Below are 21,877 nucleotides of genomic sequence, written 5' to 3'. Positions count from 1 at the left end.
GCCGTGCCGCATGAGGAGTGGGTTAAACTTGCGCGCGAATGTAGTGGTCGAAGTCAGTAGTAGCGGTGCGCGGATACAGTCGATAAGCTCGCGTGCCGAATACGTAGAGAAGCGATGTCACTCGAACGGATTCAACAGCATTTCCGCGATAGCGCCGCGCTCCAGCTCCAAGCGTTGGATGCGCTCTCGATGCCGATTGCCACGGCTGTCGACACGATGTTCGGCGCGCTGGCGAACGGCAACAAGATACTCGCTTGCGGCAACGGGGCTTCGGCGACGGACGCGCAGCGCTTTGCCGCGCAGTTGACGGCGCGCTTCGAGCGCGAGCGGCCCGGGTTGCCCGCGATTGCGTTGACGGCGGATTCCGCGGTACTGACGGCGTTGGCGGCCGATGGCCCGTTCGACGACGTCTACGCAAGACAGGTCCGCGCGCTGGGACATTCCGGCGACGTGCTGTTGGCCGTGACGGCGACAGACGATTCGGCCAACGTGCTTGCGGCGATTGGCGAAGCGCACGAGCGCGAGATGTTCGTGATTGCGCTGACCGGCAACGGCGCTGTGAGCGGGGCGGGCGGGGCGGGCGGGGCGAACGGCAGCGGCCCTAACGGTGGCAATGGCGGGGGCAAGATTAGCGAAGCGCTTGCCGATACGGACATTCATATCTGCGTGCCGTCCGAGCGCGTGGCGCGCATTCATGAGCTTCACTTGCTGACGATTCATTGCCTCTGCGACGGCATCGACGCCATGTTGCTCGGCGAGGACTAACTTCACCTTTCTTTCGATAAAGGGGATACGGCTGATGAACGCGAAGTGCGTCGCGAAGACGCTTGTGCGGGGGACGCTCGCCGCCGGATTGGCGGCATCGCTCGTGGTGACGCTGCAAGGGTGCGTGCTGGCCGTGGCCGGTGCGGCAGGGGGCGGCGCGCTGCTGGCGACCGATCGGCGCACGATCGGGACGCAGACCGAGGACCGCGAGATTCAAGTCAAAGGGTATTCGCAGATCGCCAACGAGTTGGGCGATGCGTCGCATGTCGATTTGACTGTGTTCAATCGACGGGTGTTGTTGACGGGGGAGGTGCCTGACGACAACGCCAAGCGCAGGGCCGAGGAAATCGTGCGCGGGCTGCCTAATGTCGATGCGGTCATCAATGAGTTGGCTGTCGGGCCGAAGACGGATTTTGGGACGCGGGCTAATGATTCTTATCTCGTTGCGCGCGTGAAGGGCGGGCTCGTGGCCGAGAAGGGGATTTCGGCGAACGACTTCAAGATCGTGGGCGAGAACGGGAATATTTATTTGATGGGGCTCGTCACGCAGGATGAAGGGGATCGGGGGGCGAGTGTTGCCGCTTCGGTGCCCGGGGTCTCGCGCGTGGTGAAGGTGTTTCAGTACATCTCGCCGCAGGATCAGCAGGCGGTCGCGGCTGCGGCGGCGACTGCGGCTAGTGCGCCGAGTTCGGCGCAGTCGGCGGAAGCCGCGCCGACGGTTGGGGCGGTGCCCTCGTCAGCGATCAGCTCGCAGCCGTTGGGGCAAGCGCCCGCGCCGGTGTCTGATTCGACCCAGGTTCGGCCGGGGAATGGTACCCGTAGTCAATGAGGGACGGGATGGTAGGGGTTTGGGCTCGTCGGGTTTTGGCTGCGGCTCGGGTTGGGGTGTTGGGGATTGTGGTGGTTGCTGGGTGGCCGGTGGGCGCGAGTGCCGCGGCGGCGCCGGCTGGGTTGGATGTCGCGCGTAGCAATGCCTGTCTCGGGTGTCATGCCATCGATCGGAAGCTCGTCGGGCCTGGATTTGCTCAGGTTGCTGAGAAGTACAAAGGTGATCCGCAGGCACAGAAACGGCTCGAAGCTAAGGTGCGCGATGGCGGGAGCGGCGTTTGGGGCGTGATTCCTATGCCCGCGCATCCGAGGATGAGTGACGCGGACATTAAGACGGTCGTGCAGTGGGTGCTCGACGGGGCGCCTTCCAAGTGATTCGACGCATCGCACCGGTGCTGCGGCCGCCCCCGCTTGCAATAGGCCGGACCCGGTGTGCTACAATCGCAGCTTCGTTGGGGCGGTAGCTCAGCTGGGAGAGCGTCGCGTTCGCAATGCGAAGGTCGGGAGTTCGATCCTCCTCCGCTCCACCAAATTGAAGTCTGGAGAAATCCAGCGAAGGCCGGAAGGTCCTTGTCCCCCAAGGCTTCCGGCCTTTTTTGCATCCAGGGTCGTCCAACACCGTCTGTTGAAATCTTGGCCCTTTTCGGGGCAGCATAAGGGGCATCGGTTCATCTTCTCACTCGAGGATGCCCCCATGCTCACCGACTTCGCTGTCAAGAATGCCAAGCCGACCGGGAAGACCCAGCGCCTCTGGGACGGCGGCGGCCTGTATCTCGAGATAACGCCTGCCGGGTCGAAACTCTGGCGCCTGAAGTACCGGTATGACGGCAAAGAGAAGCGGCTCTCGTTCGGCAAGTACCCGGACGTAGGCTTAAAGGACGCGCGCGCCAAGCGCGACGATGCGCGCAAACTGCTGGCCAACGACGTCGACCCGAGTGCGCACAAGAAAGCAGTCAAGGCCGCGCGGCTGGAGCGGGCGTCCAACAACTTTGAGGCGGTGGCCCGCGAGTGGTTTGAGCGGATGATGGCCGACAAGGCGAAGTCTCACAAAGACAAAATCATCGCGCGGCTCCAAAACGATATCTTCCCCTGGCTGGGCAAGCGACCGATAGCGGACATTACCGCACCGGAGGTGTTGGCCTGCCTGAGGCGAATCGAAGACCGCGGCGCGCGCGATACGGCGCACCGGGCGATGCAAAATTGCTCGGCGGTTTTCCGGTACGCCGTGACCATCGGCAAGGCGAATAGCAACCCCGCTGCTCACCTAAAGGGGGCGCTGCCGCCCGCTAGGCCAGGCCATTTTGCCGCCGTGACTGAGCCGGAGAAGATTGGTCCTCTGCTGCGCAAGATGCATGAGGTGAATGCAACTTTTCCGGTGAAGTGCGCGCTCAAGCTTGCTCCTTATCTGTTTTGTCGGCCTATCGAGCTACGGACGATGCGGTGGGACGAGGTCCACCTCGACGCAGCCGAATGGCGCTACATCGTGGGCAAGACTCAAACGCCTCATTTGGTTCCGCTCGCGGCGCAAGCCGTCGCCATCCTGCGTGAACTCCATCCGATGACCGGGCGATGGGACTACGTCTTCCCTAGCCGGCACCGCAAGAAACAGCCCATGTCGAGCAACACAGTCAACGTCGCGCTGAGGCGGGCGGGCATCAGCACCCGCGAAGAGCAGACGGGACATGGCTTTCGAGCGATGGCTCGCACCATCTTGCACGAGCGACTGGGCGTTAAGCCCGAGGTCATTGAGCATCAATTGGCGCATAGCGTGCCCGACCCACTAGGCACCGCCTATAACCGAACCAAGTTTTTGGAAGACAGGCGAAAAATGATGCAGGAATGGGCGGATTATTTGGATAAACTGCGCGAAAATTAGAATAAAGTTGCTAAAAGCCTGCAAAAATTAATTGACCGTGCGCATGCTCACCAGTAATACTTCCTCCGTCGTCACTGGACGACAGGTTGCTGGCAAACCCTGCTCCAGCAGCTTCCAGGAAAAATTGAGGCTGTATTTCCACGACCACGTCGTGGAGTGAGGACATATCTCCGAAGGGCTGTTTGCTTTACATGGAGATAGCTACATGCAAACCCTGCATGGCTCCGTCGTGCGCTCGACAAATGTCGTGGCGCTGTTCCCTGTTCGACGTCCGGTTGCTGTTGAGCGCGGCGCTCGCAGTCCGCTCACGGACCTTGCCATCAAAAAAGCCAAGCCTCGCAACAAGGTCTATCGGCTTTACGACACCAAGAGCCTGTATCTGGAAGTTACTCCCGGAGGGTCAAAGCTTTGGCGACTAAAGTATCGATTCGACGGAAAAGAGAACAGACTTTCGTTGGGCCGATACCCTGCAACCACGTTGGAAAAGGCACGGGAAAAGCGGGACGCGGCGCGCAAGCTGCTGGCCGACGGCGTCGACCCGAGCGCGCACCGGAAAGCGGCCAAGGCGGCAAGGCTGGCGAATGCCGCGAACACCTTCGAGGCCGTCGCCCGCGACTGGTTCGAGCGGATGATGTCCAAGAAGGCAAAGTCGCACCGAGACAGGGTCATCGCGCGCCTTCAGAACGACATTTTCCCGTGGCTGGGTAAGCGACCCATCGCGGACATCACCGCACCTGAGGTGTTGGCGTGCCTTCACCGCATTGAGAGCCGCGGCGCCAAAGACACCACACATCGTGTCAAGCAGAACTGCTCTCAAGTGTTCAATTACGCCGTCGCCTGCGGTCGAGCGCAAAGCAATCCCACCGTCTACCTAAGCGGCGCGTTGGCGCCGGCTAAGCCGGGTCACTTTGCTGCCGTGACCGACCCGGCGGACGTCGGACCGTTGCTCCGCGCAATGGACGCGGTCAGTGCGACCTTCCCGGTCAAATGCGCCCTGAAAATAGCGCCCTACGTCTTTTGTCGGCCCGGCGAGCTGCGGACGATGCGCTGGAAGGACATCGATTTGGACAAAGGCGAGTGGAATTACATTCCCGAAAAGCGGGAGGAGGGTGCTGGCACTTGCCCCAATTCCATTCTTCACTTGGTTCCGCTGGCGAGCCAGGTCATCGCCATCTTGCGTGAGCTGTATCCGCTCACCGGACGACATGAGTATGTCTTTCCTGGAGTGGCTGACAAGACAAAGCCGATGTCTGGCGGCACGGTGAATGCCGCCCTGCGTCGCGCAGGTTACAGCACCCGCGAGCAACACACTGGGCATGGTTTTCGGGCGATGGCGCGGACCATCCTGCATGAAGGTCTGGGTTTCCTACCGGAAGTGATTGAGCATCAGCTGGCCCACCGTGTTCCCGACCCACTGGGGGGCGCCTACAACCGCACGAGATTTCTCGCCGTCAGGCGACAGATGATGCAGCAATGGGCGGATTATCTGGACCGCCTGCGCGAAGGTGCCCACGATAAGGTGTTCGTCGACGTGGAAGCCGCCTGACCATCTGCACGGCGGCAGAGCCTGACATCCTTTGCCGCTAGTTGCCCGCAGTTGCCGGCAAGCCCGACGCCGACAGCTGATGGGAAAAATTCAAGCCGTATTTCCATGGCTTATCCGTGGATAAGCGACATCTGCACGGCCCTCATTTCTGGAGATAGTTTTATGCAAACTCAGCATGACTTACTTTTGCGCCTTCCGGCAGTGCCGGAGCTTGATAGTCTCATGCAACCCTCCCGTGACTCCCTTCTGCGCCTTCCGGCCGTACTGGCGCTTGTTCCGGTTTCCCGTGCCACCTGGTACGCGGGAGTGAAAAGCGGCCGCTATCCGCAGCCGGTTTCCCTTGGCCCTCGCTGCGTTGCATGGCGGGCCAGTGATATTCAGCAGCTTGTCAGTCAAGGCGCGTAAGCGCTTCTTGCTGAATAGCACGTCGTTACCGTAGACCTGCCAGTTCGAGCAGCTACGGTTTGTCCCAAGTCGCCTGGCGTGGCCTCAAGCATAGGGCTTGAGCGTCTGGGCGACCTTGGATTTGCACGCCCATGCTTTCGGAATGGCCAAGTATGGGTGCGGAATACGTTTTAACCCGCCGCATTTCAGCACGCGGAGGACACATTTCTTTACTGAGGGCAGCTATCTGGCTGAAGCGGCACACACACGAGGTGTGCCATGTGTTCTGTTTCGCCGACGGCGGCTCGCCGTCCCTCTCGCTCCGCAGCGTCCGCGACCCGCTTCGCTGAACTTGTCAAAAAGATTGAAACAAGTGCGATGCTCTCCACAAAGAAGCGAAGAACCAAGGCCCGCAAGAGACTGCTGGGAGCTATCGGGGAGCATCGCCGCCAAGCCAAAGCTACGCGCTTGCATGCCATCGCATTGACGCTGACGTTCGAGGACAACGGGGACTTCTGCCCCGGGGCATATCAGTGATTTCCTCGCTCGAGTACGCCAGGCCCTGAAGCGTCGCGGGCACCGGCTGCCGTGCACGTGGGTTCTTGAGCGCGAAGGTCGGCTCCATTACCACCTGATGCTCTGGCTACCCCGGGACTTCATCCTCGACAAGAGGAAGCTGGCGCAATGGTGGTCATGGGGCTCCACGTGGACCGCCTGCTGCAGGCACGTCAAGCGATGGGGCCGCTACATGGCCAAGTTCAACTGCATGACGCGCATCCCGAAAGCCGCTCGCCTTTTCGGCTACGGCGGACTGGATGATAGCGGTAGGGCAGCGGTACAGCGCGCGGGCCTCCCTCAATGGCTGCAGGCACTGTTGCCCAGCGGTAGCACCGTTCGCCGCTTCATGGGCGGCGGATGGGCCGACGCCGGAACCGGCGAGAGATTTGTTTCGCCCTACCTGTGGACACCCTGGGGGTGGGTGGGGCGACGTTCGGGTGCGGGCTGACGCCGGCGAGGTGACCATATCCCATGACTCACGACGGGTCCGATTCAGTCATACAGTGTGGAGGACTGGCACGCGTAAGGCGTCGCGCAGTCGTCTAAATGAGGAAGCCGGATGGGTTGACGCAGCAACGCATCGGAATACGGGATGCCGACGTGTTGCTTTACGGAGGTGATTTGCACAACGCTAACCCGCCCGCAATGGCACCGTCGTTACTCAGCGCTCGCGCACTTCCGACGTCATCAGCTAGTCTGCAGGTGTCGTCGAAAAGATTCTCGCCACCTGTTGATTTTCAGCGAATCACGACCGAGAATCAGCGATGCATAGAACTTATGCGCCATGCACCGCACAAGAGCTGCCCTGTCTCATTCGAGTAGCAGAGGGGAAAATGACACACCTGAGATGCCGAGTCGTCGACTATCTTCCCGGCGAGAACCATGCGAATTCGTTGGTAAGCAGTCAGGCGGTTAACGCGGCCAAGACGCCAGCATGATGAACGTCTACGACAGCACTCCTGCGCGGCTGCTACTTCAGTTGCATTCTGAGGCATCGCCATGGCAGCACGACAGCTATTGCGCGGGCTTCGAGATTAGTCAGTGGCGATGCTCAGCGCTCGCCGACCACATTATTGAATGGCTGCCAGACTATGCCCTGAAAGAGGACGAGCTGAACGTCAATCACGGCAACATCTATGTTCGACTGAAAGAAGCAGCCGCACGGGTCTACTCCACAAAGGCCTACAATAAGCGCGGGGAGCTTGGCGAAATTACGTTGCACGCAATATGCCGCGACTACTTCAAGACGATTCCACTCGCTCCACGTGTCTTTTATAAGACGGCGTCAAACGATGTTGTCAAATCCTTCGATATGGCGCACGTCAGATACGTTGATGACAGCACGTTTGAAATCTGGCTCGGCGAGTCGAAGTTCTACAAGAACGGGGTTTCGGCCATTTCCGCGGCAATCAAATCCGTGAAGGACCACATCGATGCAGGGTTCTTAAAACGTGAGAAGTTCATACTGGGCCCACAAATTTCGCAATCGCTACCCCACGCCGACAAGATTCGAAAGTTATTGGCGACTCAAACCTCGATTGACGCCCTTTTTCAGAATGCCGTTTTCCCTGTATGTATCGCATGCGATAGCGATGCGGTGAAAATGCACAAAGAACACACGGCCGACTATATTGAATGTGTATATGCTGAATTGACGGAGTTGCGCGAGAAGATTGAGCAATCTGGTCTGCCGAGTAAAATCAAGATGCATCTCATCTATGTGCCGTTGGCGTCGAAAGACCGAATCGCAAAAGCGTTCGACAGACGACTAAAGGGTTTGACCGTCGAGGACTAGCCATGCAAATCTCCAGCGAACAATGGAACCAGATTTCATCGCTCCGCGGCAACGATTTGAAAGGCGTAGTCTTCGATATCCTGAGAGGTGCGGCGAGCGCAATTCAACGCGAGGAAAGCGACGACCCGAGCACTCTGGATATCGTTCCGAGGCTCGCGAAGCTCATAGAGGACCGGCAGGAACTGGCATCGTACCGGGAGCCGTTCAGTGCGCTCGCCAGAGCGTCTGGGTTGTGGAACTACATCGACAAAGCGGTGGCGTCGGAGCCTGACCTCTTGTTAGCAGAGACGGTGACCGTACCAGAGCTTGACGGCATCACTCTTCACCGCGAACAGGTAGATGCGTTGAACGAGCTGCTTGCAGGACGGAATCTGATTCTGAGTGCACCCACGAGCTTCGGGAAAAGCCTACTTATTGACGCGCTTCTCGCATCCGGACGATACACCCGCGTCGCCATCGTACTCCCCACTATCGCGTTGCTTGATGAGTTTCGGCGACGCTTGCGTCGACGATTCGAGACTCGCTTCTCTGTCGTCATGCATCCCTCCGAAGAGGCGTCTGGAGATACACCGACAATCTTCCTTGGAACCCAGGAACGTCTGATTCATCGGAATGACCTTGGTAAGTTGGACCTCACCGTAGTAGACGAGTTTTATAAGCTCGACCCGAGCCGGAAAGACGACCGGAGCATCACACTGAATGCCGCGGTGTACAAGCTTTTGAAGCGCTCTCGCCAGTTCTTTTTCCTCGGCCCGAACATCGACGGCGTGCGATTCGCGGAGGGAGCGAAATGGAAGTTTGAGTTTTTAAAGACCAAATTTTCCACAGTTGCAGTCGATACCTACGACCTGCGAAAAATCGCGGACAAGGAGGAGCGGCTGCTTGAGGAAATCGGCGAAGATAGCAACTGGCCAGCACTGGTGTTTGTCTCGTCCCCAGACCGTGCGAACAAGATTGCGAGCAAGGCCGCGGAGGGGATGGCAGTATCGGACTACGCTGATGCTTTTGCGCAGTGGCTCTCGAGCAATGTTGGGGCAAACTGGTCGCTCATCGACACAGTACGTTTTGGGTTTGGCGTTCATCACGGACGGCTGCCGCGAGCGATTGCGTCCCAGATGGTGCGGCTATTCAACGAAGGTACGTTGCCGGTTCTGTTTTGTACCTCAACCCTCATTGAGGGCGTCAATACCGCGGCGAAAACGGTCCTGATATACGACAAGAACATCAACAAAGCTCCGTACGACTTTTTCACGTATTCGAACATAAGAGGTCGCGCGGGGCGTCTTGGCCAACATCATGTTGGGAAAGTCTTCTTGTTTAACGAAGCGCCGACGCATCAAGAGATGGAGGTGTCTCCAACATTGTTCGCCGACGAAGAAGACGCTCCGCTAGATTACGTAGTGCAACTGGATGAGCCTCCAGCTCAGACCACTGCCGATAGCCGAATCGTAGCGGTACGCGACTCACTTGCTCTGGACTGGCCCGACCTGCGCTTGGCTGCCTCGCTGGGACTTGATGCCGCGCAGCGACTGAAGACGAAAGTTCAGAGCGCCCTTGATGGAGGCGCTGCCCTCGTATGGACTGGCGTGCCCCGCTACCCGGAAATCAAAGCTGTTGTCGAAGTAATCTGCGCCGTTCGACCAGCCAGTGAATTCGGGGCTTATACAGCGAATTCGCTGACGTACTTCATCGGTGGATTACGGAAATCCAAGGGGATGAAGACCTTCTTAAATGAATACGATGCAAAATACAAGGGGTCAGCAGAGAGCTACGACAGTGTCTTTCGTTTTCTCAGGGCATGCGAATACGGTCTACCGCAATGGTTCTCGCTTGTCGAGGCTTTTGTGAAATCGGCGGGGTTTCACGCGGACTACAGCCTTTTTGTGCAGGCGTTGAGCAGGTGGTTTCTTGCGGAGGAGCTGAAGAACCTCGACGAGGAAGGGATACCCATTCAGATATCGGAGCGATTCCACGTCGGGGAAAGCAAGGCAGTGCTCACAGACCGCCTCGCAGCACTCGCACTATCTGGCTCTGCCGAACTCACTCCGTTTGAACGCGATTGGATTATTTCAGCACTGGAGCTTAATGAGTCTGACCAATAGTCCGATTCCAACGGGCCGTTACGCTTATTTGTGAATTTAAACGGCTAGCTTCCCTAACTAATTCAGGCTATCCGACGTTAGCGTGCAGGCCCGGTTTGGCCACAGCGGTCGTTGGTGTCGCGCGTGTACGCACTCGCGGCGAAACGTCCGCGCGTCAAATATCTCCCAGCTTTTCCATCATTCTTCGCGTCTGCGAGGCTGCGCAGGCGGCGCTGGGACGCCTCACACCTGGTGGCGCGTCCCGTCCGCGGCTCCCCCTATGGGCACAGAGTGACTAGCGTGTCGTTGTTGATAACGAACAACTGAACTTTCCAGAGAATGATTTAACCCGGGCCTACTTTTACCGGGCGACGGTGCCAGCAGGAACTCGCCATGGCGAAAATCTACTTGCTTGCAGGCGTGTCCGTTCGCCTCTTCCGGCCGCTCTTTAGGGGCGTTGGCTTTTCGTCGCGTTCTTGGAAGAGGTCTGCTTCGTCCACTCCAAGCGCCGCCGCCAACGATACGAGCGTGTCCAACATCAAGTTGGTGCGCCCACGCTCAATTTGACTGAGCTGAGTGCGATGTAAACCAGCACGGTCCGCAAGTGCTTCTTGGGACATGCCTTGCTTGCCGCGAAGTAGTTTGAGGTTATTTGCGATTCGCCCTCGGACTGCCTCTAGGCGCGCGTTCACGTTTTCTGCCATATGGGGCAGGAGCATCCCCGATTGCAGCATCTAAAGCTACAGTTAAGAAACTGTCTGTTTATAAACTGGCTGTCTTTACACTACACATTTTTCCATTTACACTGCGCTCGCACCGGGCCCGAGCGCCCGCTGGTATGCCGCGCTACCGTCAAAAGTCAACGTCCCGTGACGTACGTCGGCAGCAAACTTCATTTTCACAATCGCTGCTGCGAGGGGTGTGTTCGTCCTGCGGCAGGTCGATGACGGAGGATTCTTGGTGACTGCTCCTCGAGCACAGCGTCGTACACGGTCGGTTGAAAACTCGCCGGCAGTGCGCCGACAGGTCAAGTTGTTTGAACCCGTGGACACCGAACTGCATCCCAAGCCGCGCTTGTGGATGCTGAATGCCGGGCAAAACGACCTGTTCTCGCGATTCCCGCTCTTCTTTCGCGCGGTACACCATCCCGATTCGTACCCGGCAAACATCTCGCACTTCGGCATTCAATGCGGAGTCGGCTGGTATCCCATCATCGAAGCGCTGGCGCGCGACGTTGAATTTGAGCTACGTGCGCTCTGGCGCGAGCAGCTCCAGTTTCCGGAAAAACTCGCGGAACTGGATAGCGCGCTGGTGTCCGGCCGGGCCACCTACCCGGTGCTTCCCATTTGCACGGACATTGGGCAAGTCGCTGGTGAACTCAAGGTTGCGCTCATGCACGGGCATTTATGTCCCACAGATGTTTGGGTGCGCATTCGCTCGTACGTAGATAACGCTGAGGCAATTGCCCGGTGCATCTGCGAGAGCTGCGGCAATCCGGGCGAGTACCGGGAAGCCTATTGGCGTCGCGTCTATTGCGATGACTGTGTCACCCCGGGGGTCAACCTTAGGCAAGCGGAGTCGCGCGGTTAAGCGAGCTAGAAATGGAGACGACCTCTCAGCCGTCGAGCGTCCCTGATAGCTTCCCCCGTGACGCGACGCACGGCATCGTCGCCGGCGCCCAACAAAAGGTCTGTGCCGTCCTGTCTGACGGCAGGTATGTCGCCGGGCAAACGGCCCGCGAACGTGAGGAACGCTGGAGCATATGCGAAGACCTCGCGCAGCAGCTCGTGCCGAAGGCGGTGAAAGACGCAATGGCTCATCCGGAACACGACCGGGACGCCACCCTCGAACGCGTGCGCGCCGCAATCGCCCGAAAGGGATGGGTTTCCGAAGACGAACTGGCATGGCTCATATCCCGCCTGCGCGTACTGTTGAACTGGTAATCGTTTCTGGGATTGATGCACCTTTCCCGCTCACCATCTACCAAATGTCTCCAGCATCATCCACGCCGAACTCGACGCTCAGCCCGCTGGCACTGGACCTTCAAGCGCTCGGCCGCCTGATTAGAAATCAACGGCAACAATGCGAACTCAGCCCCCTCGACGCCGCTGACTATCTCTTCGTCGATGTCGCCGAATTGAGCCGTATCGAAGACGGATTGTCCGCCGGTACCGAGTCGCTGTTTAAAGTGCTCGCTGGGTTCGGACTAGAGATGCTCGTTATGAAACGAGATGACGCTGGCGACGCTATCAAGGCAGTCGGCCATACCGTCGACTGGTGTGAAGTGATGGAGCGGCGTTTTCCGCGGCGAGAACAGCCGAAGCCGGTGCCATTGGTCATGGACAACATGACGCCAACATTGTTCGTCGATTTCGACGGAACGCTCCACGTCGGCAACGCGTACATCGGCGAGGATGACGAGATAACCCTCGACTCTGGCCGCCCGCTGCTGGAGCTTGCGCCCACATTGGTAGAGTTGCTCGCGCCGTACCCCGACGTGAAGATAGTGCTCACGACATCATGGGCCCGTCGCTTGCCAGAGGAGCGCGTCATCGCGTACCTGCCGCCAGAGCTACGCACGCGCGTGCTCGGCACGACTAGCAACATCAAGCCCCAGCGCAGCTATGTGCTCGACGGTACTGAGCGCACGCATGTCATTACGAGCTACGTGTACGGCAAGCGCCTCAAGCACTGGCTCGCAATCGACGACGCAGTTTCTGGTGCCGAGCGGTTCGGCCAGCAACCAGGTGAGCTAGCGCGGCATTTTCTGCTACTCGACCCGACGCGCGGTATCAGCGACGAGAATTCACTGCAACGAATCAGGGAATGGCTGCTCGAGACGCATACCTAACACGCTCGCCCCCTCCCTCTACGAACTTCGCGGCGCCGAAAGTCATTGAAAGGAGCCAGTCATGACAGTAGAAGAAGCCGCTAAGCTTTTATTTGTCAGCCGCCCCCATGTTCACCAGCTCGTTAAGCGCGGAGCGTTATCGGAGGTTCTCCCCAAACGCCCCAACGACACCGTCAACATCGACCCGCTCTCGGCGCACGCGCTCCTGACAAAGCGAGAGGCAGCACAGCGCACATATCTCGATTCGCAAACCGAGGATGCCGACCCGCTAGGCTTGTGGCCTTGAACGGTCCAAGGCACGCTTGCGATGAAGTCCCGCGTCGTGCAACAAGCAGCAACATTTTTCCGATTAAACGCACTTTAAGCTTCAATGGGCAACTTCTTGCCGGTCGTTGCTAGCGTGTGCGCACGTCGTCGCCCTTCGAGGTAGGGATGCAAATCAATCGGACGCCGGCACGGACGCCGGAAGAGCAAGAAGAGCTACTCGGCCAACGTTTGAAGATGCTGCGAGTTCATAAAAACCTGGACCAAACGACTGTTGCGGCACGCGCGGGGATAAGCGTGCGCTCGCTGAGAAACCTGGAAAGCGGCAATGGTTCGTCGCTGCAAACTTTAGTCAGGGTGCTGCGCGTTCTCGGCCGCGAATCGTGGCTGGAGACTATTGCTCCGGTCCCGACTATCAATCCCGAGATGATGACGCGCAACGCGGTACCGCGGCAACGCGCCAGCAAATCGAGAAACAAGAAAATCTCGTAGAGCGCAGACGCGACCGTAGCAACGCAACACCCTATCTTGAACCAAGCGACTTCCCGGCCGACCATGAGTATTGCTGTCCATTGTGCTATCGTGGCTGCACATCACGCGCACCGGTCAGCCCGACTACCGTGTGCTAAGCAAAGACGAACCGGATGGATGAGAGAAAGCGCGAAAGCATCGTCGCCTACCTGCGACGCAGAATGGCCGAATTCAGTATCGAACCCGAGGACGTTGCTGCTTCGATTGCCGAGGACCAACGCCGCCAGCGTGCGGTGAGATATCGCGACGCGTTTGGCAACAGCTGGGATGGTGAAGGCGCTGCTCCGCAGTGGGTCGTCCAGGCGACCAGTGCCGGACAATCGCTCGAGCATTTCGCGGTCAGCACGATGCGCGAGCAAAATTCGCAGCAGCACCCGAGCGTCGACTGGCGCGACGACCCGTTCGCCGGAACCCGTTTGGCGACAAACAAGTTCGAGCATCTCGAATCTTTCTGAGCGTTCGCGCCTCGCGCAAGTGTCTACTTAGCGTTCGTGCTATTGATGTCAGCTCGGAACTTGTCGGCCGTATCCGCTAGCTCCGAGGTATTCGTGTGGTCAATCCTGCGTCATGCCCATAGAACCAATTACGACATCTCTAGCGTGCGAGGAACATGCATCGTCGCGATTCGGCTACGCGCGCGAGCACTTGCAGAGCTGAAGCCGCTTTGCAGTGTTGCATACGACAGCCTGACAAAGACCGGGTGTCGAGTACGACGCCCGGCCGTGCAGTCGGCTCACATCCGCGCGAAGGCGGAGTCCAGTAACGTGTGCACGAAGTTGCCGCCATCGGAGGGGCGCAGATGAGCGTAGTGTGCCTTTACCGTATCGACTTCATCGTGGAGAACGGCAGCAGCTGCATCCCAGGCTCCTGGTGCCTTTTTCAGCGTCGCAGTGCCGATGATGTAACGAAAGCCGTGCCCTCCGATGCCCGGACAGTCCCACAAATAGCGACGAGTGAGGTAGAAAATCCGTCGGTTCAAGGATTTCCATGCACCGACGTAGCCGTCTGACTGTTCTTCAGATGTAGACAAGAAAACAAAGTCCACCTTGTCTGCATCCGGCAACATCGGGCGATAGACATTCACATAGCGTTCAATGTCTCCCCACACTACGTGGTTGACGGGCATGTCGTAATCCCGGCTCTTTGCGGCTCCCTTGGCATTTTTGAAGGCACGTCTCTCAATTCTGATGAACCAACTGCCATCTGGACGACGATAGAGGTTGCCTGTGTTGTCAGCGCGATAGGTGAGCAACTTCATGTTCTTGGCGCGCAACGGATTCGACGTCATCAGTTTGACGAGGAGCAGGTCTCGCGCCCAAACAGCCTCGCTAATGCCGCCAGTGGTCGGTCGACAACTCTTCATTCGCGAAATCATGTCCGCTACCGCCTCCAGCGGGTCGTCTAGCTCCAGTACACTCTTGATGGGTGCCATTGGGTCTCTTGAATGCTCGACACCATCTGCCCGCAGATTCTTCTTCATCTCAGCGGCCCATGCGTAGGCTTCTTGGCAAGCGTCTTGCCAAACTCGGGGGCGGTTAGCCTCGGAAAGCCGCTCTCGGAGTTCGGGCATTTGGGTGAGGTAGCCATGCTGGGGATGGTTGAGCGCCCCAATCATCATTGCAAAGTGGACCACGCCCTCATGCACTATGTCTTCGGCGCGCTCAATCCGCCATTTTAGGTACCGATGAGCCATCCGTTTATTCGATAACCAGGCAAGCGTCTGGACATCGTCAGTAGTAAGCCCGGCTCCGCCAAGCTCTCGCGCGCGGTTGAGCCATCCAAGGTAAGAAGTCACATACGACCATGCAATGCCCGCCGACGGAACGTATTTACCTTTGATAAAACAATACCAGTTGCGGTCCGTTTCCCCCTCCGTGAATAGGTCTGTCGAGACCCACACGCCACGCGAAAATCGTCGAAGGTCTGGCAGTTTCTCAGTTTTGTGCGCGACGAAACTTAACCATTCCTGTGCCAAGGAATCGGAAACTTGCGTCAGGCGGTACGCGTCCTTCGAAGCCCTGGCTAATCTCTCCCGATAGGGAATTTTCATAGCCGGCTTGCTTTCCAGTCGTGTGAAATTGTGTCGCTCATATGCCAGGTCTATAAGTTTATTCGGCTCCAGAGCGAAGAACCGCTCAAGCCGTTTCAACGAAGGAACGGCGCGGGGATTCGGCAACGCTCCTTTGACCCAGGCGCCAAGTGTCGACTTAGAAATACTTGCCGCTCGCGCCAACCCTGCGACAGTCGTTTGGCTTTGGGTGAGCAGGTCGTTCAGCATCGACTGAAAGGGGGACATGCGGTTTGATGCTGCGGCCTCAATGCGGTCGAGATGCGTTACAAGTGAGCACCACTTCCCCATCAAGCTCTTTCGATTTGCGATGTAGCTCTTGTCGCGACCCTCGGCTTGTAACTGCTCGACGTGGAGGCGAAGATTTCGGTAGTACGAGCGGCGCAGCATCGAACCAACAATGCCCTCTTCGGAAGCGTCGAAGCTCGCTAGGAACGCCCGAAGGGCCGATTTCAAGTTGGGTAGCGTGGAGGCGGGCATTTCGCCATTCGCTACGAGCTGGTGCATCTTTTCCGAGAGTTCGCGGAAGGTTAGAGTTGAAACAGCAGACATACGTTTTTCCCGTTTGCCTGCCCGAACCGCCTGGATTGGTCGTCTCTGCGAGCTATTAAGAGTGACCGGTATGAGCAAATTATCCATCGTCGTAAGTCCTTGACGAAAAAGGACAATGCGAAGATTCTATCAAACGTACGCCTTACAAGAAGTGCGCTCTATTGTTCATTATTTTTTCCTATTCATACCGATAAACCGGAGTCGGGCAATGTCGTCTCGCCTTCGGTATAGCTCGAACAACAGGTGTGCGCCGTTAAGTGCGAAGTGTCCATCCGGCGGTAGTCGTTGCGCCCTTGTCTTTTTCGAGGAACGCGCCACAATGGCACATCGATTAAGCGCCATGTATGCGGCTGGCTGCGCATGACGGTCGAAAAACAGGATGTTGCGTTTCTCTTTTCGTCACTATGGAGCGCTGACAAATCGCCTTTGCTAATAAGGCAAATTTCCTCGACATACCTTGGTTTTCAAAAAGAATTGGCATTCAAGAGCGTCATCACCCGCCCACATACTCGCTTGCAATGACGCGCATCCTGTTCGCCGAGTCATCTCTGCGCCGAACAGCAGGGCCGTCTGTCCGTCGACGCGCTTCGGTGGTGTTCAATTGCGGCTTGCGTGGCGCCTTGTATCCACACCCTAGGGACTACGCGCTGAAGGTCATTAAAGTTCACGCCTCAGCGAACGAGACCTGCCGGCTTCCTCGACTCGGCCGTGCCCGACGTCCTCCTACTTTTGCTGCTGGCGCGGTCGAAGCCGCGTCGGCCTCCCTCCAACAACCCGGTCGTCACTCCTTGCCGAACACCCCGTCGGCGAGTTGGCGAGTTCCCGCCCGTCATCCGCAGGGTCGATTTGCCACACCCATTGACGTAACGGTCTGTTACATTTATATGATTAGATTGAGTCGTTTCGGCTGTGCACCGAAACGGCTGACGAGAGGCGCAGTAATTCCGAGATGAGGGTCTACGGTGCTAGCACCAGTGGCGGACAAGTGTTCAGCGGCTGACCAGTTGTGCGTCGAAGCTGCGCTCACGGCTTACTATTTGCATTCCGACGGCGGTTTTGGTGCCGGCGCGCTCCGGTATATCGACGCGTCTGAATCGCAACTGCGTGCGGCTTTGGGAATCGCACGTGATGCAGACCCCGTAAAGGTTCTGGCCGAAGCATGCGGTGGCCCGGCCGCGATGGCTGATGCGCTGGCGTATGGTCTCGTGCCATTCAAGCCAAGGCCGGGGCTACCGGGGTTTTTCCGGTTTCTCGTGATGACATGTGCGATTGTCGCAACTGCTGACAGCAACGACTCCACTCGGGATTTCGGTAAAAACCTCGCCCGAGCCTTTGGCACCCAAACCCCCTTTAATAACCGTTCCTCGTTGTCGGACCTTTGGCGCCGGTTGCAGGACTGGTGCAACGAGGCTCATGCCGCCGGCGAAGCAGTTCGACAGGTAATGCTTCCGCCTCCCGGGACGGGCAAGCACCTGGGCCTCACTAACGCCATAACCTTTCCGGCGTGGCGTGACGTGCGGCGATTACGTCAACTCCTGGACCGTCGAACGGAGTACCGCGCAATCGCCAGTCCGGCTGAAGCCGCAATTCAGCTTTGCCCCTTAGTCCAAAACGACACCAGCTTTTCGCCGGCAATGCGTCAGGCGAGCGGGGAGTACCGGCAGCTTTATCTAAAGAAGGCATCATTGCTGAGGTTGCATCGCTTCTGGGTAGCCTTGGCCGGTCTTCTGCGGGAACAGCATTCACCGGCATCGGAGCCAACCCTTACACCGCGCTTTGAGCTCAGATTCGGAGCGACGCTTGATGACGTTGAGCTGCGCGTCGTCCTGGCCGACAGGAAGGGCAATGTCGACCCGCTCCAGGTCCTGGAAGATTTCCCTGACCAGGTATTGGCGCGAACTGGGCCTTGGGCTACCCAGAAGGTCGGGAAAGGCGCAAGCGCAGCGCTGGTTTCGGCCATCAGCCGAGGCGGTATCCCGTTCGTCGAAGCCCATTTTGGCGTGTGGCATTCGAATCTGCTAGAGCCATCCATTCCCACGCGTTGCCTTCTACTCTTGTCGAAGCGAAACCGGGGTATCGCCAGTAAATGGGGGGTCGCAACCGAGCCGGTTGGAGATAGCTGGGTACTGGCCGGCCCCATCCCAGCCCCCGACTGCCGCTCCGTGTATCAATACATTGGGCTGGGTATCGAATCCCCCGGTTTGCCTTCCCAGGCCATGATGCTTGTTGGCGGACACAATACCGGCTCGGGATTTCTTGGCCGACAGTCGCTTCTTCCGCAAGTCAGGATTCCGGGCCCCGGAACCGTGACGCTTAGTCCCGCAGGGGACGATGGCTCGAAGTGTGTGCTCCACCGTGAATCTGACACCCTCTATTCAATCATCGCGGACACTTCGCTTGAGGGTGCCTACAAGCTTCGTCTCGATGAGAACATGATTCCGTCGGCGGAGCATCTCGCCATCGAGACGCCCATCGTCTTTTTCTCCGACGCGGTCGAACACGTCAAGCTCGGAGATATCGACGAAGCGACGTGGCGACACCGTGAGGAAGCTCGTGTTCGCTCGACATGCGGACCGATTGTCCTGGCAGCTATCACCGATGACTCTCCACCCGCGGACAGCGAGCAGTCCGCACGATTCCAGGACTGGCTGGAGGCGTTGTACGCGGGTGGCCGCGCTGGCTGGTCTGAACAAGAACTTGTACCGACAATCCGCACCGTCCTCGGAGAGGACGCGCCCCCCGTATGGGACATACTGCGCGGATTGATGGAGTGCGGCTGGCTCACGCCAACTTTCAACGTCAGATGGCGGGCTCGCCGATGGTGGCTCACGCCGCCTTCCCTCCTCAATGTCAGGAATGCGGAGGGCGTCGAAGGCTTACTGCTCGTTGGAAGTGCTCCCGCGAACATCCGGCGCCGCTTTCGGCAGACCGCTGAAGCCGCAGGCTGTACTGTGCTGCAAAGGCCCGGGGCGAGTGAATACACGGCGTATATACAGCTCGCGAGGGGACCTGCCCTGGGCGAGGTCGCGGAAGAACTCGGATGGGCGGTTGCCGAACGGGGGATATGCACACCCATGGCTGCGCCAGAGTGCTGGCCATCAGAGAACGTCGACGAGTCACGACATCGGCGCGTGGCGAGGTGGGACTGGGACAACGGCGGTTTCCGAAGCCGGGATACCACGAATCCCGGGTCGGTAAACCTTGAACGTTTCCGACGAGAACGGGGCGACCGGGACGACATCTTCGTTGTCACGGGCCCCGGCTCGGCGCGGTATGTGACCACTTCCCGGACATCAGCAATCATCGAGGCGTATCGCCGCGCGCGAATCGCGATGTTCAGATGGGACGGCGCCCGTCTCGTCCGAAACAGCGAGGACGGCCATCTCGTCGAGCCACTTGCGAATCTCGCGATGCTTTCATCCTGCCGAAGTCCCGGTCCGGCATTGGTGGATGGGCGCTGGACGTATGTCTACAACATGACTGCAGACTGCGTTGCCTGGATACGGTCCGTGTTCGGCCATGCGTTCGTCGAGGACAAGTCGACGCTTAACCCGAAGGTAAGTGGCCTGTCAGCAGAAGCACTCGGATGGTCCCGAAGTAGGAACGTGTTTCGGGTTCAGGAATTGATGCCGCCCCCTGTTGGGCGTCGGTAAAAATAAGGGTTACGGGGTTGTGATGGACGACGAGTTGTTCTTGGGAAAGGTCTTTAGAAACGAAGCGAGCTGGGCACGGATGGAGCCCCTCGCGGTGCGAACCGCAGGGCAATGGAAAAGAATCGAAAACGCTGTGGAGAGGTTTCCCACGCAAGGGAAGATATTCTCGGCGCGCCCCCTGCTTAACGCCCCGATAGACAGCTTGTGGACATTCACGCAGCGTCCGAACGAGCGACGTGACCTAAATGGTCCAGACCTCCTGCTCGCAGAGGACATCGTGCGGGCGACTCCGATTGTCGACTTGTCGTCGATGTCGCTGGAGATGGCACGACGAAGGCTCTTCAATCAGGGCGTCGACCTCCCGCTTGAATTCAGCTCGGTGACTGCGGTCATTCTGCTGCTTGATGACCTATTCTGTGATGTAACCCTCACGCGCTCGGCTGATGGTCTTTGGCGGAGCAACAGCCTCTCCCGGCCTGTGCAATTGAAGGAAATGCCCAGCGGCTGGAAATCATCGGTGGACTTCAACGGATTACAGGTCATTCCAGCTCAGGCCATTCCGCATACGCCCGTCATCAAGACAGTCAACTGGTGTAGCGACCAAGATTTTATCGAGCGCGTTATCGACCGCTTCCGCAAGTTCATGCAGGGTGTTGGAGATACGCCTTACGCGCGGCCGTCACGAGATGCCGTCAAATACATCTCTCGCGCGCTCCGGCAGGCCGACCTCATGCCGGGAGAGGACAACGACATTCTGCTTGACATGGAACGGCTCCGGGTAGACTGGCCGATACTTGAAGCACGACTGGATGCCTCCGAGGCACTCAGTTCGCTGGTACTCGACCTCAAGAGTACCAAGGAAAAAGTGCAGGCCGCGGCCGAACTGGCGACCCGTCGTTCTCTCGAGGAAGCGCGGCCCAGCCTTGAACGTCAGGTGAGAGAGGAAATCGAGGCATCCCTTACCGAATCACGACGCCAGCTCGAGGAACTCTCGGGAGAGGTCCTGAATTTAGAGCAGCGTCGCACCCGGGCTTCGAGCGACCTCGCAGAGCTGGAAAGACTGTGTAACGAGAGTCACGAGCAACAGAAGGCGATTTCGGATGGCTTGTCGGCGATTGCCTCAGAATTGCGCACCAGCCTAGCCCAATGCCCCGGTCAAGGGCATCCCGCCCTGTCGTTCATTGCCGAACGACTTGAGGGCATGCTGACTCAGCATGGTTACCATGGGCCGTCGCTTATTCCACCGGTCATGCCGCCTTGGGGAACCGGATTGCCGAGTGGCGCCTGCAACGAAATTGGATATGGCTCCTTGACCGCCGTCATTGGCGAGGAAGCGAAGCGCCATGGAATCGACGAAAGCGCGCTGCGACTGACTGACATTTTCGCGCGAGCGGGTGAGTTGATATTGCTATGCGGCCCGCAGGCCGAACTCGCCCTCCGGGCGTACGCGCGTTGCATCTCCGCCGGTGTTTATCGAACGATGGCTCTGGACCCCAGCATCATCGGGCTTGACGACCTCTGGCGGGCACCCGGGACGCAAACACCGACCGCGTTTGCACATGCCTGGCAGGCAGCCTTGGGCGCACCCGATTGCTTTCATATTCTTTGCATGCGAGACATTGATGCCGCGCCCTACCGGCTATGGCTCGCGTCGTTTCAGACCGTCCTCCAGAGTGCCTCCCGTCCGACCAACCTTTTGGTATTCGCGACGACCACGGGCCGAAGTGACGCGCAGCCTGGCGTGGGGTCTCCCGACGATAGTTGGTCCGGATACCTGGTTCCAGTTTTTCCCGGCGTGCATGAGGCCGGCGCGGTCGCCGCACTGGCGAGCGCCGTTGCGCCCGTCCCGCCGCCTAGCCGCCTGTCGGTTGCCCCGGATACCGTCCCGACCGGTTCCATCGCCGGCGACTGGCTGACACGGGTCGTCACATTTGATTTGCCTCCGGGCGTGCTCGCCCGCCTCGCAAGATTCAGAAATCAGTTCATCGGCGACGACGCCGAGCACCTCATGACAGCCGTTCAAGGATGGGGACAGTTTCTCGGCTCCAGGGATGCAACAAGCCTCCCGTCGACACTGAGAGACGGTTATGCGTCGATGACGAATTGAAGACACAACAATCACGGT

At 58.6% G+C, this 21,877-nt stretch carries 19 protein-coding genes and 1 tRNA gene; 18 read left to right on the top strand and 2 right to left on the bottom strand.

The annotated features are described in order from the left end of the window. Nucleotides 1-114 precede the first annotated feature (114 nt). The 10 genes from AB4Y31_RS08470 to AB4Y31_RS08425 all read left to right on the top strand — a co-directional run bounded on the left by AB4Y31_RS08470 (nt 115) and on the right by AB4Y31_RS08425 (nt 9,854). The gene (locus tag AB4Y31_RS08470; protein ID WP_368673577.1) at nt 115-765 is read left to right on the top strand and encodes an SIS domain-containing protein; all 651 of its coding nucleotides are present in this window, start codon (nt 115-117) and stop codon (nt 763-765) included. Nucleotides 766-799: 34 nt separating this feature from the next. After that, nucleotides 800-1,594, top strand: a complete 795-nt coding sequence (locus AB4Y31_RS08465; protein WP_368673576.1) for a BON domain-containing protein — start codon at nt 800-802, stop codon at nt 1,592-1,594. An 8-nt stretch (nt 1,595-1,602) separates the two neighbouring features. Beyond that, nucleotides 1,603-1,968 (top strand): c-type cytochrome, encoded by a 366-nt coding sequence (locus tag AB4Y31_RS08460; protein WP_368673575.1) that lies wholly within the window; start codon nt 1,603-1,605, stop codon nt 1,966-1,968. A 79-nt stretch (nt 1,969-2,047) separates the two neighbouring features. Further along, nucleotides 2,048-2,123: transfer RNA gene (locus AB4Y31_RS08455), tRNA-Ala, on the top strand. Between the two features lie 164 nt (nt 2,124-2,287). Further along, nucleotides 2,288-3,469, top strand: coding sequence for a tyrosine-type recombinase/integrase (locus AB4Y31_RS08450; RefSeq protein ID WP_368673574.1), 1,182 nt, complete (start codon nt 2,288-2,290; stop codon nt 3,467-3,469). A gap of 205 nt (nt 3,470-3,674) precedes the next feature. Next, on the top strand, nt 3,675-5,015 hold the full coding sequence (locus AB4Y31_RS08445) for a tyrosine-type recombinase/integrase (protein ID WP_368673573.1): 1,341 nt from the start codon (nt 3,675-3,677) through the stop codon (nt 5,013-5,015). Nucleotides 5,016-5,120: 105 nt separating this feature from the next. Further along, a complete protein-coding gene (locus AB4Y31_RS08440) occupies nt 5,121-5,420 on the top strand; it encodes a helix-turn-helix transcriptional regulator (RefSeq protein ID WP_368673572.1) in 300 nt (99 codons plus the stop codon). A gap of 613 nt (nt 5,421-6,033) precedes the next feature. Continuing rightward, nucleotides 6,034-6,405 carry a hypothetical protein gene (locus tag AB4Y31_RS08435; protein ID WP_368673571.1) on the top strand — a complete coding sequence of 124 codons (372 nt, stop codon included), beginning with the start codon at nt 6,034-6,036 and terminating at the stop codon, nt 6,403-6,405. 486 nt (nt 6,406-6,891) lie between these two features. Beyond that, on the top strand, nt 6,892-7,752 hold the full coding sequence (locus AB4Y31_RS08430) for a DUF1837 domain-containing protein (protein ID WP_368673570.1): 861 nt from the start codon (nt 6,892-6,894) through the stop codon (nt 7,750-7,752). Between the two features lie 2 nt (nt 7,753-7,754). Next, nucleotides 7,755-9,854, top strand: coding sequence for a DEAD/DEAH box helicase (locus AB4Y31_RS08425; RefSeq protein ID WP_368673569.1), 2,100 nt, complete (start codon nt 7,755-7,757; stop codon nt 9,852-9,854). Nucleotides 9,855-10,237: 383 nt separating this feature from the next. Here the strand turns inward: AB4Y31_RS08425 and AB4Y31_RS08420 are convergent, their stop codons facing one another. Beyond that, nucleotides 10,238-10,537, bottom strand: coding sequence for a helix-turn-helix domain-containing protein (locus AB4Y31_RS08420; protein WP_368674454.1), 300 nt, complete (start codon nt 10,535-10,537; stop codon nt 10,238-10,240). Between the two features lie 253 nt (nt 10,538-10,790). Between AB4Y31_RS08420 and AB4Y31_RS08415 the strand changes: the two genes are divergently transcribed. The 6 genes from AB4Y31_RS08415 (at nt 10,791) to AB4Y31_RS08390 (ending at nt 13,934) form a co-directional block, all read left to right on the top strand. Then, nucleotides 10,791-11,423, top strand: coding sequence for a hypothetical protein (locus AB4Y31_RS08415; protein WP_368673568.1), 633 nt, complete (start codon nt 10,791-10,793; stop codon nt 11,421-11,423). A gap of 11 nt (nt 11,424-11,434) precedes the next feature. After that, nucleotides 11,435-11,776 carry a hypothetical protein gene (locus tag AB4Y31_RS08410; protein WP_368673567.1) on the top strand — a complete coding sequence of 114 codons (342 nt, stop codon included), beginning with the start codon at nt 11,435-11,437 and terminating at the stop codon, nt 11,774-11,776. Continuing rightward, entirely contained in the window at nt 11,737-12,684 is a 948-nt protein-coding gene (locus AB4Y31_RS08405) for an HAD domain-containing protein (RefSeq protein ID WP_368673566.1), read from the top strand. The genes AB4Y31_RS08410 and AB4Y31_RS08405 overlap by 40 nt, the downstream gene beginning before the upstream one ends. A 61-nt stretch (nt 12,685-12,745) precedes the next feature. Continuing rightward, a complete protein-coding gene (locus tag AB4Y31_RS08400; RefSeq protein ID WP_368673565.1) occupies nt 12,746-12,970 on the top strand; it encodes a helix-turn-helix domain-containing protein in 225 nt (74 codons plus the stop codon). 146 nt (nt 12,971-13,116) lie between these two features. Further along, on the top strand, nt 13,117-13,440 hold the full coding sequence (locus tag AB4Y31_RS08395) for a helix-turn-helix domain-containing protein (RefSeq protein WP_368673564.1): 324 nt from the start codon (nt 13,117-13,119) through the stop codon (nt 13,438-13,440). Between the two features lie 152 nt (nt 13,441-13,592). Then, entirely contained in the window at nt 13,593-13,934 is a 342-nt protein-coding gene (locus tag AB4Y31_RS08390) for an H-NS family nucleoid-associated regulatory protein (protein ID WP_368673563.1), read from the top strand. Between the two features lie 278 nt (nt 13,935-14,212). On the opposite strand, the gene AB4Y31_RS08385 is transcribed toward AB4Y31_RS08390, so the two are convergent. Then, nucleotides 14,213-16,186: a hypothetical protein gene (locus AB4Y31_RS08385; protein WP_368673562.1), complete on the bottom strand. Its 1,974-nt coding sequence runs from the start codon at nt 16,184-16,186 to the stop codon at nt 14,213-14,215. Nucleotides 16,187-17,073: 887 nt separating this feature from the next. On the opposite strand from AB4Y31_RS08385, the gene AB4Y31_RS08380 reads away from it, so the two are divergent. Both AB4Y31_RS08380 and AB4Y31_RS08375 read left to right on the top strand, forming a co-directional pair. Continuing rightward, nucleotides 17,074-19,752 (top strand): hypothetical protein, encoded by a 2,679-nt coding sequence (locus AB4Y31_RS08380; protein WP_368673561.1) that lies wholly within the window; start codon nt 17,074-17,076, stop codon nt 19,750-19,752. A gap of 22 nt (nt 19,753-19,774) precedes the next feature. Beyond that, on the top strand, nt 19,775-21,859 hold the full coding sequence (locus AB4Y31_RS08375; RefSeq protein ID WP_368673560.1) for a hypothetical protein: 2,085 nt from the start codon (nt 19,775-19,777) through the stop codon (nt 21,857-21,859). Nucleotides 21,860-21,877: the final 18 nt, after the last annotated feature.

The organism is Trinickia sp. EG282A, from assembly GCF_040965455.1.
Classification (GTDB): Bacteria; Pseudomonadota; Gammaproteobacteria; order Burkholderiales; family Burkholderiaceae; genus Trinickia; species Trinickia symbiotica.
Note: the sequence above shows the minus strand (reverse complement) of the source record. Positions and strands in the feature narration are given on the sequence as shown.

Bases quoted from the DNA above. Each gene is read 5' to 3' on its own strand.
- AB4Y31_RS08470 (WP_368673577.1), top strand. From the start codon at position 115: ATGTCACTCGAACGGATTCAACAGCATTTCCGCGATAGCGCCGCGCTC.
- AB4Y31_RS08430 (WP_368673570.1), top strand. From the start codon at position 6,892: ATGATGAACGTCTACGACAGCACTCCTGCGCGGCTGCTACTTCAGTTG.
- AB4Y31_RS08400 (WP_368673565.1), top strand. From the start codon at position 12,746: ATGACAGTAGAAGAAGCCGCTAAGCTTTTATTTGTCAGCCGCCCCCAT.
- AB4Y31_RS08420 (WP_368674454.1), bottom strand. From the start codon at position 10,537: ATGGCAGAAAACGTGAACGCGCGCCTAGAGGCAGTCCGAGGGCGAATC.
- AB4Y31_RS08375 (WP_368673560.1), top strand. From the start codon at position 19,775: ATGGACGACGAGTTGTTCTTGGGAAAGGTCTTTAGAAACGAAGCGAGC.
- AB4Y31_RS08460 (WP_368673575.1), top strand. From the start codon at position 1,603: ATGGTAGGGGTTTGGGCTCGTCGGGTTTTGGCTGCGGCTCGGGTTGGG.
- AB4Y31_RS08385 (WP_368673562.1), bottom strand. From the start codon at position 16,186: ATGGATAATTTGCTCATACCGGTCACTCTTAATAGCTCGCAGAGACGA.
- AB4Y31_RS08440 (WP_368673572.1), top strand. From the start codon at position 5,121: ATGGCTTATCCGTGGATAAGCGACATCTGCACGGCCCTCATTTCTGGA.
- AB4Y31_RS08395 (WP_368673564.1), top strand. From the start codon at position 13,117: ATGCAAATCAATCGGACGCCGGCACGGACGCCGGAAGAGCAAGAAGAG.
- AB4Y31_RS08435 (WP_368673571.1), top strand. From the start codon at position 6,034: ATGCTCTGGCTACCCCGGGACTTCATCCTCGACAAGAGGAAGCTGGCG.
- AB4Y31_RS08410 (WP_368673567.1), top strand. From the start codon at position 11,435: ATGGAGACGACCTCTCAGCCGTCGAGCGTCCCTGATAGCTTCCCCCGT.
- AB4Y31_RS08450 (WP_368673574.1), top strand. From the start codon at position 2,288: ATGCTCACCGACTTCGCTGTCAAGAATGCCAAGCCGACCGGGAAGACC.
- AB4Y31_RS08390 (WP_368673563.1), top strand. From the start codon at position 13,593: ATGGATGAGAGAAAGCGCGAAAGCATCGTCGCCTACCTGCGACGCAGA.
- AB4Y31_RS08405 (WP_368673566.1), top strand. From the start codon at position 11,737: ATGGCTCATATCCCGCCTGCGCGTACTGTTGAACTGGTAATCGTTTCT.
- AB4Y31_RS08425 (WP_368673569.1), top strand. From the start codon at position 7,755: ATGCAAATCTCCAGCGAACAATGGAACCAGATTTCATCGCTCCGCGGC.
- AB4Y31_RS08445 (WP_368673573.1), top strand. From the start codon at position 3,675: ATGCAAACCCTGCATGGCTCCGTCGTGCGCTCGACAAATGTCGTGGCG.
- AB4Y31_RS08465 (WP_368673576.1), top strand. From the start codon at position 800: ATGAACGCGAAGTGCGTCGCGAAGACGCTTGTGCGGGGGACGCTCGCC.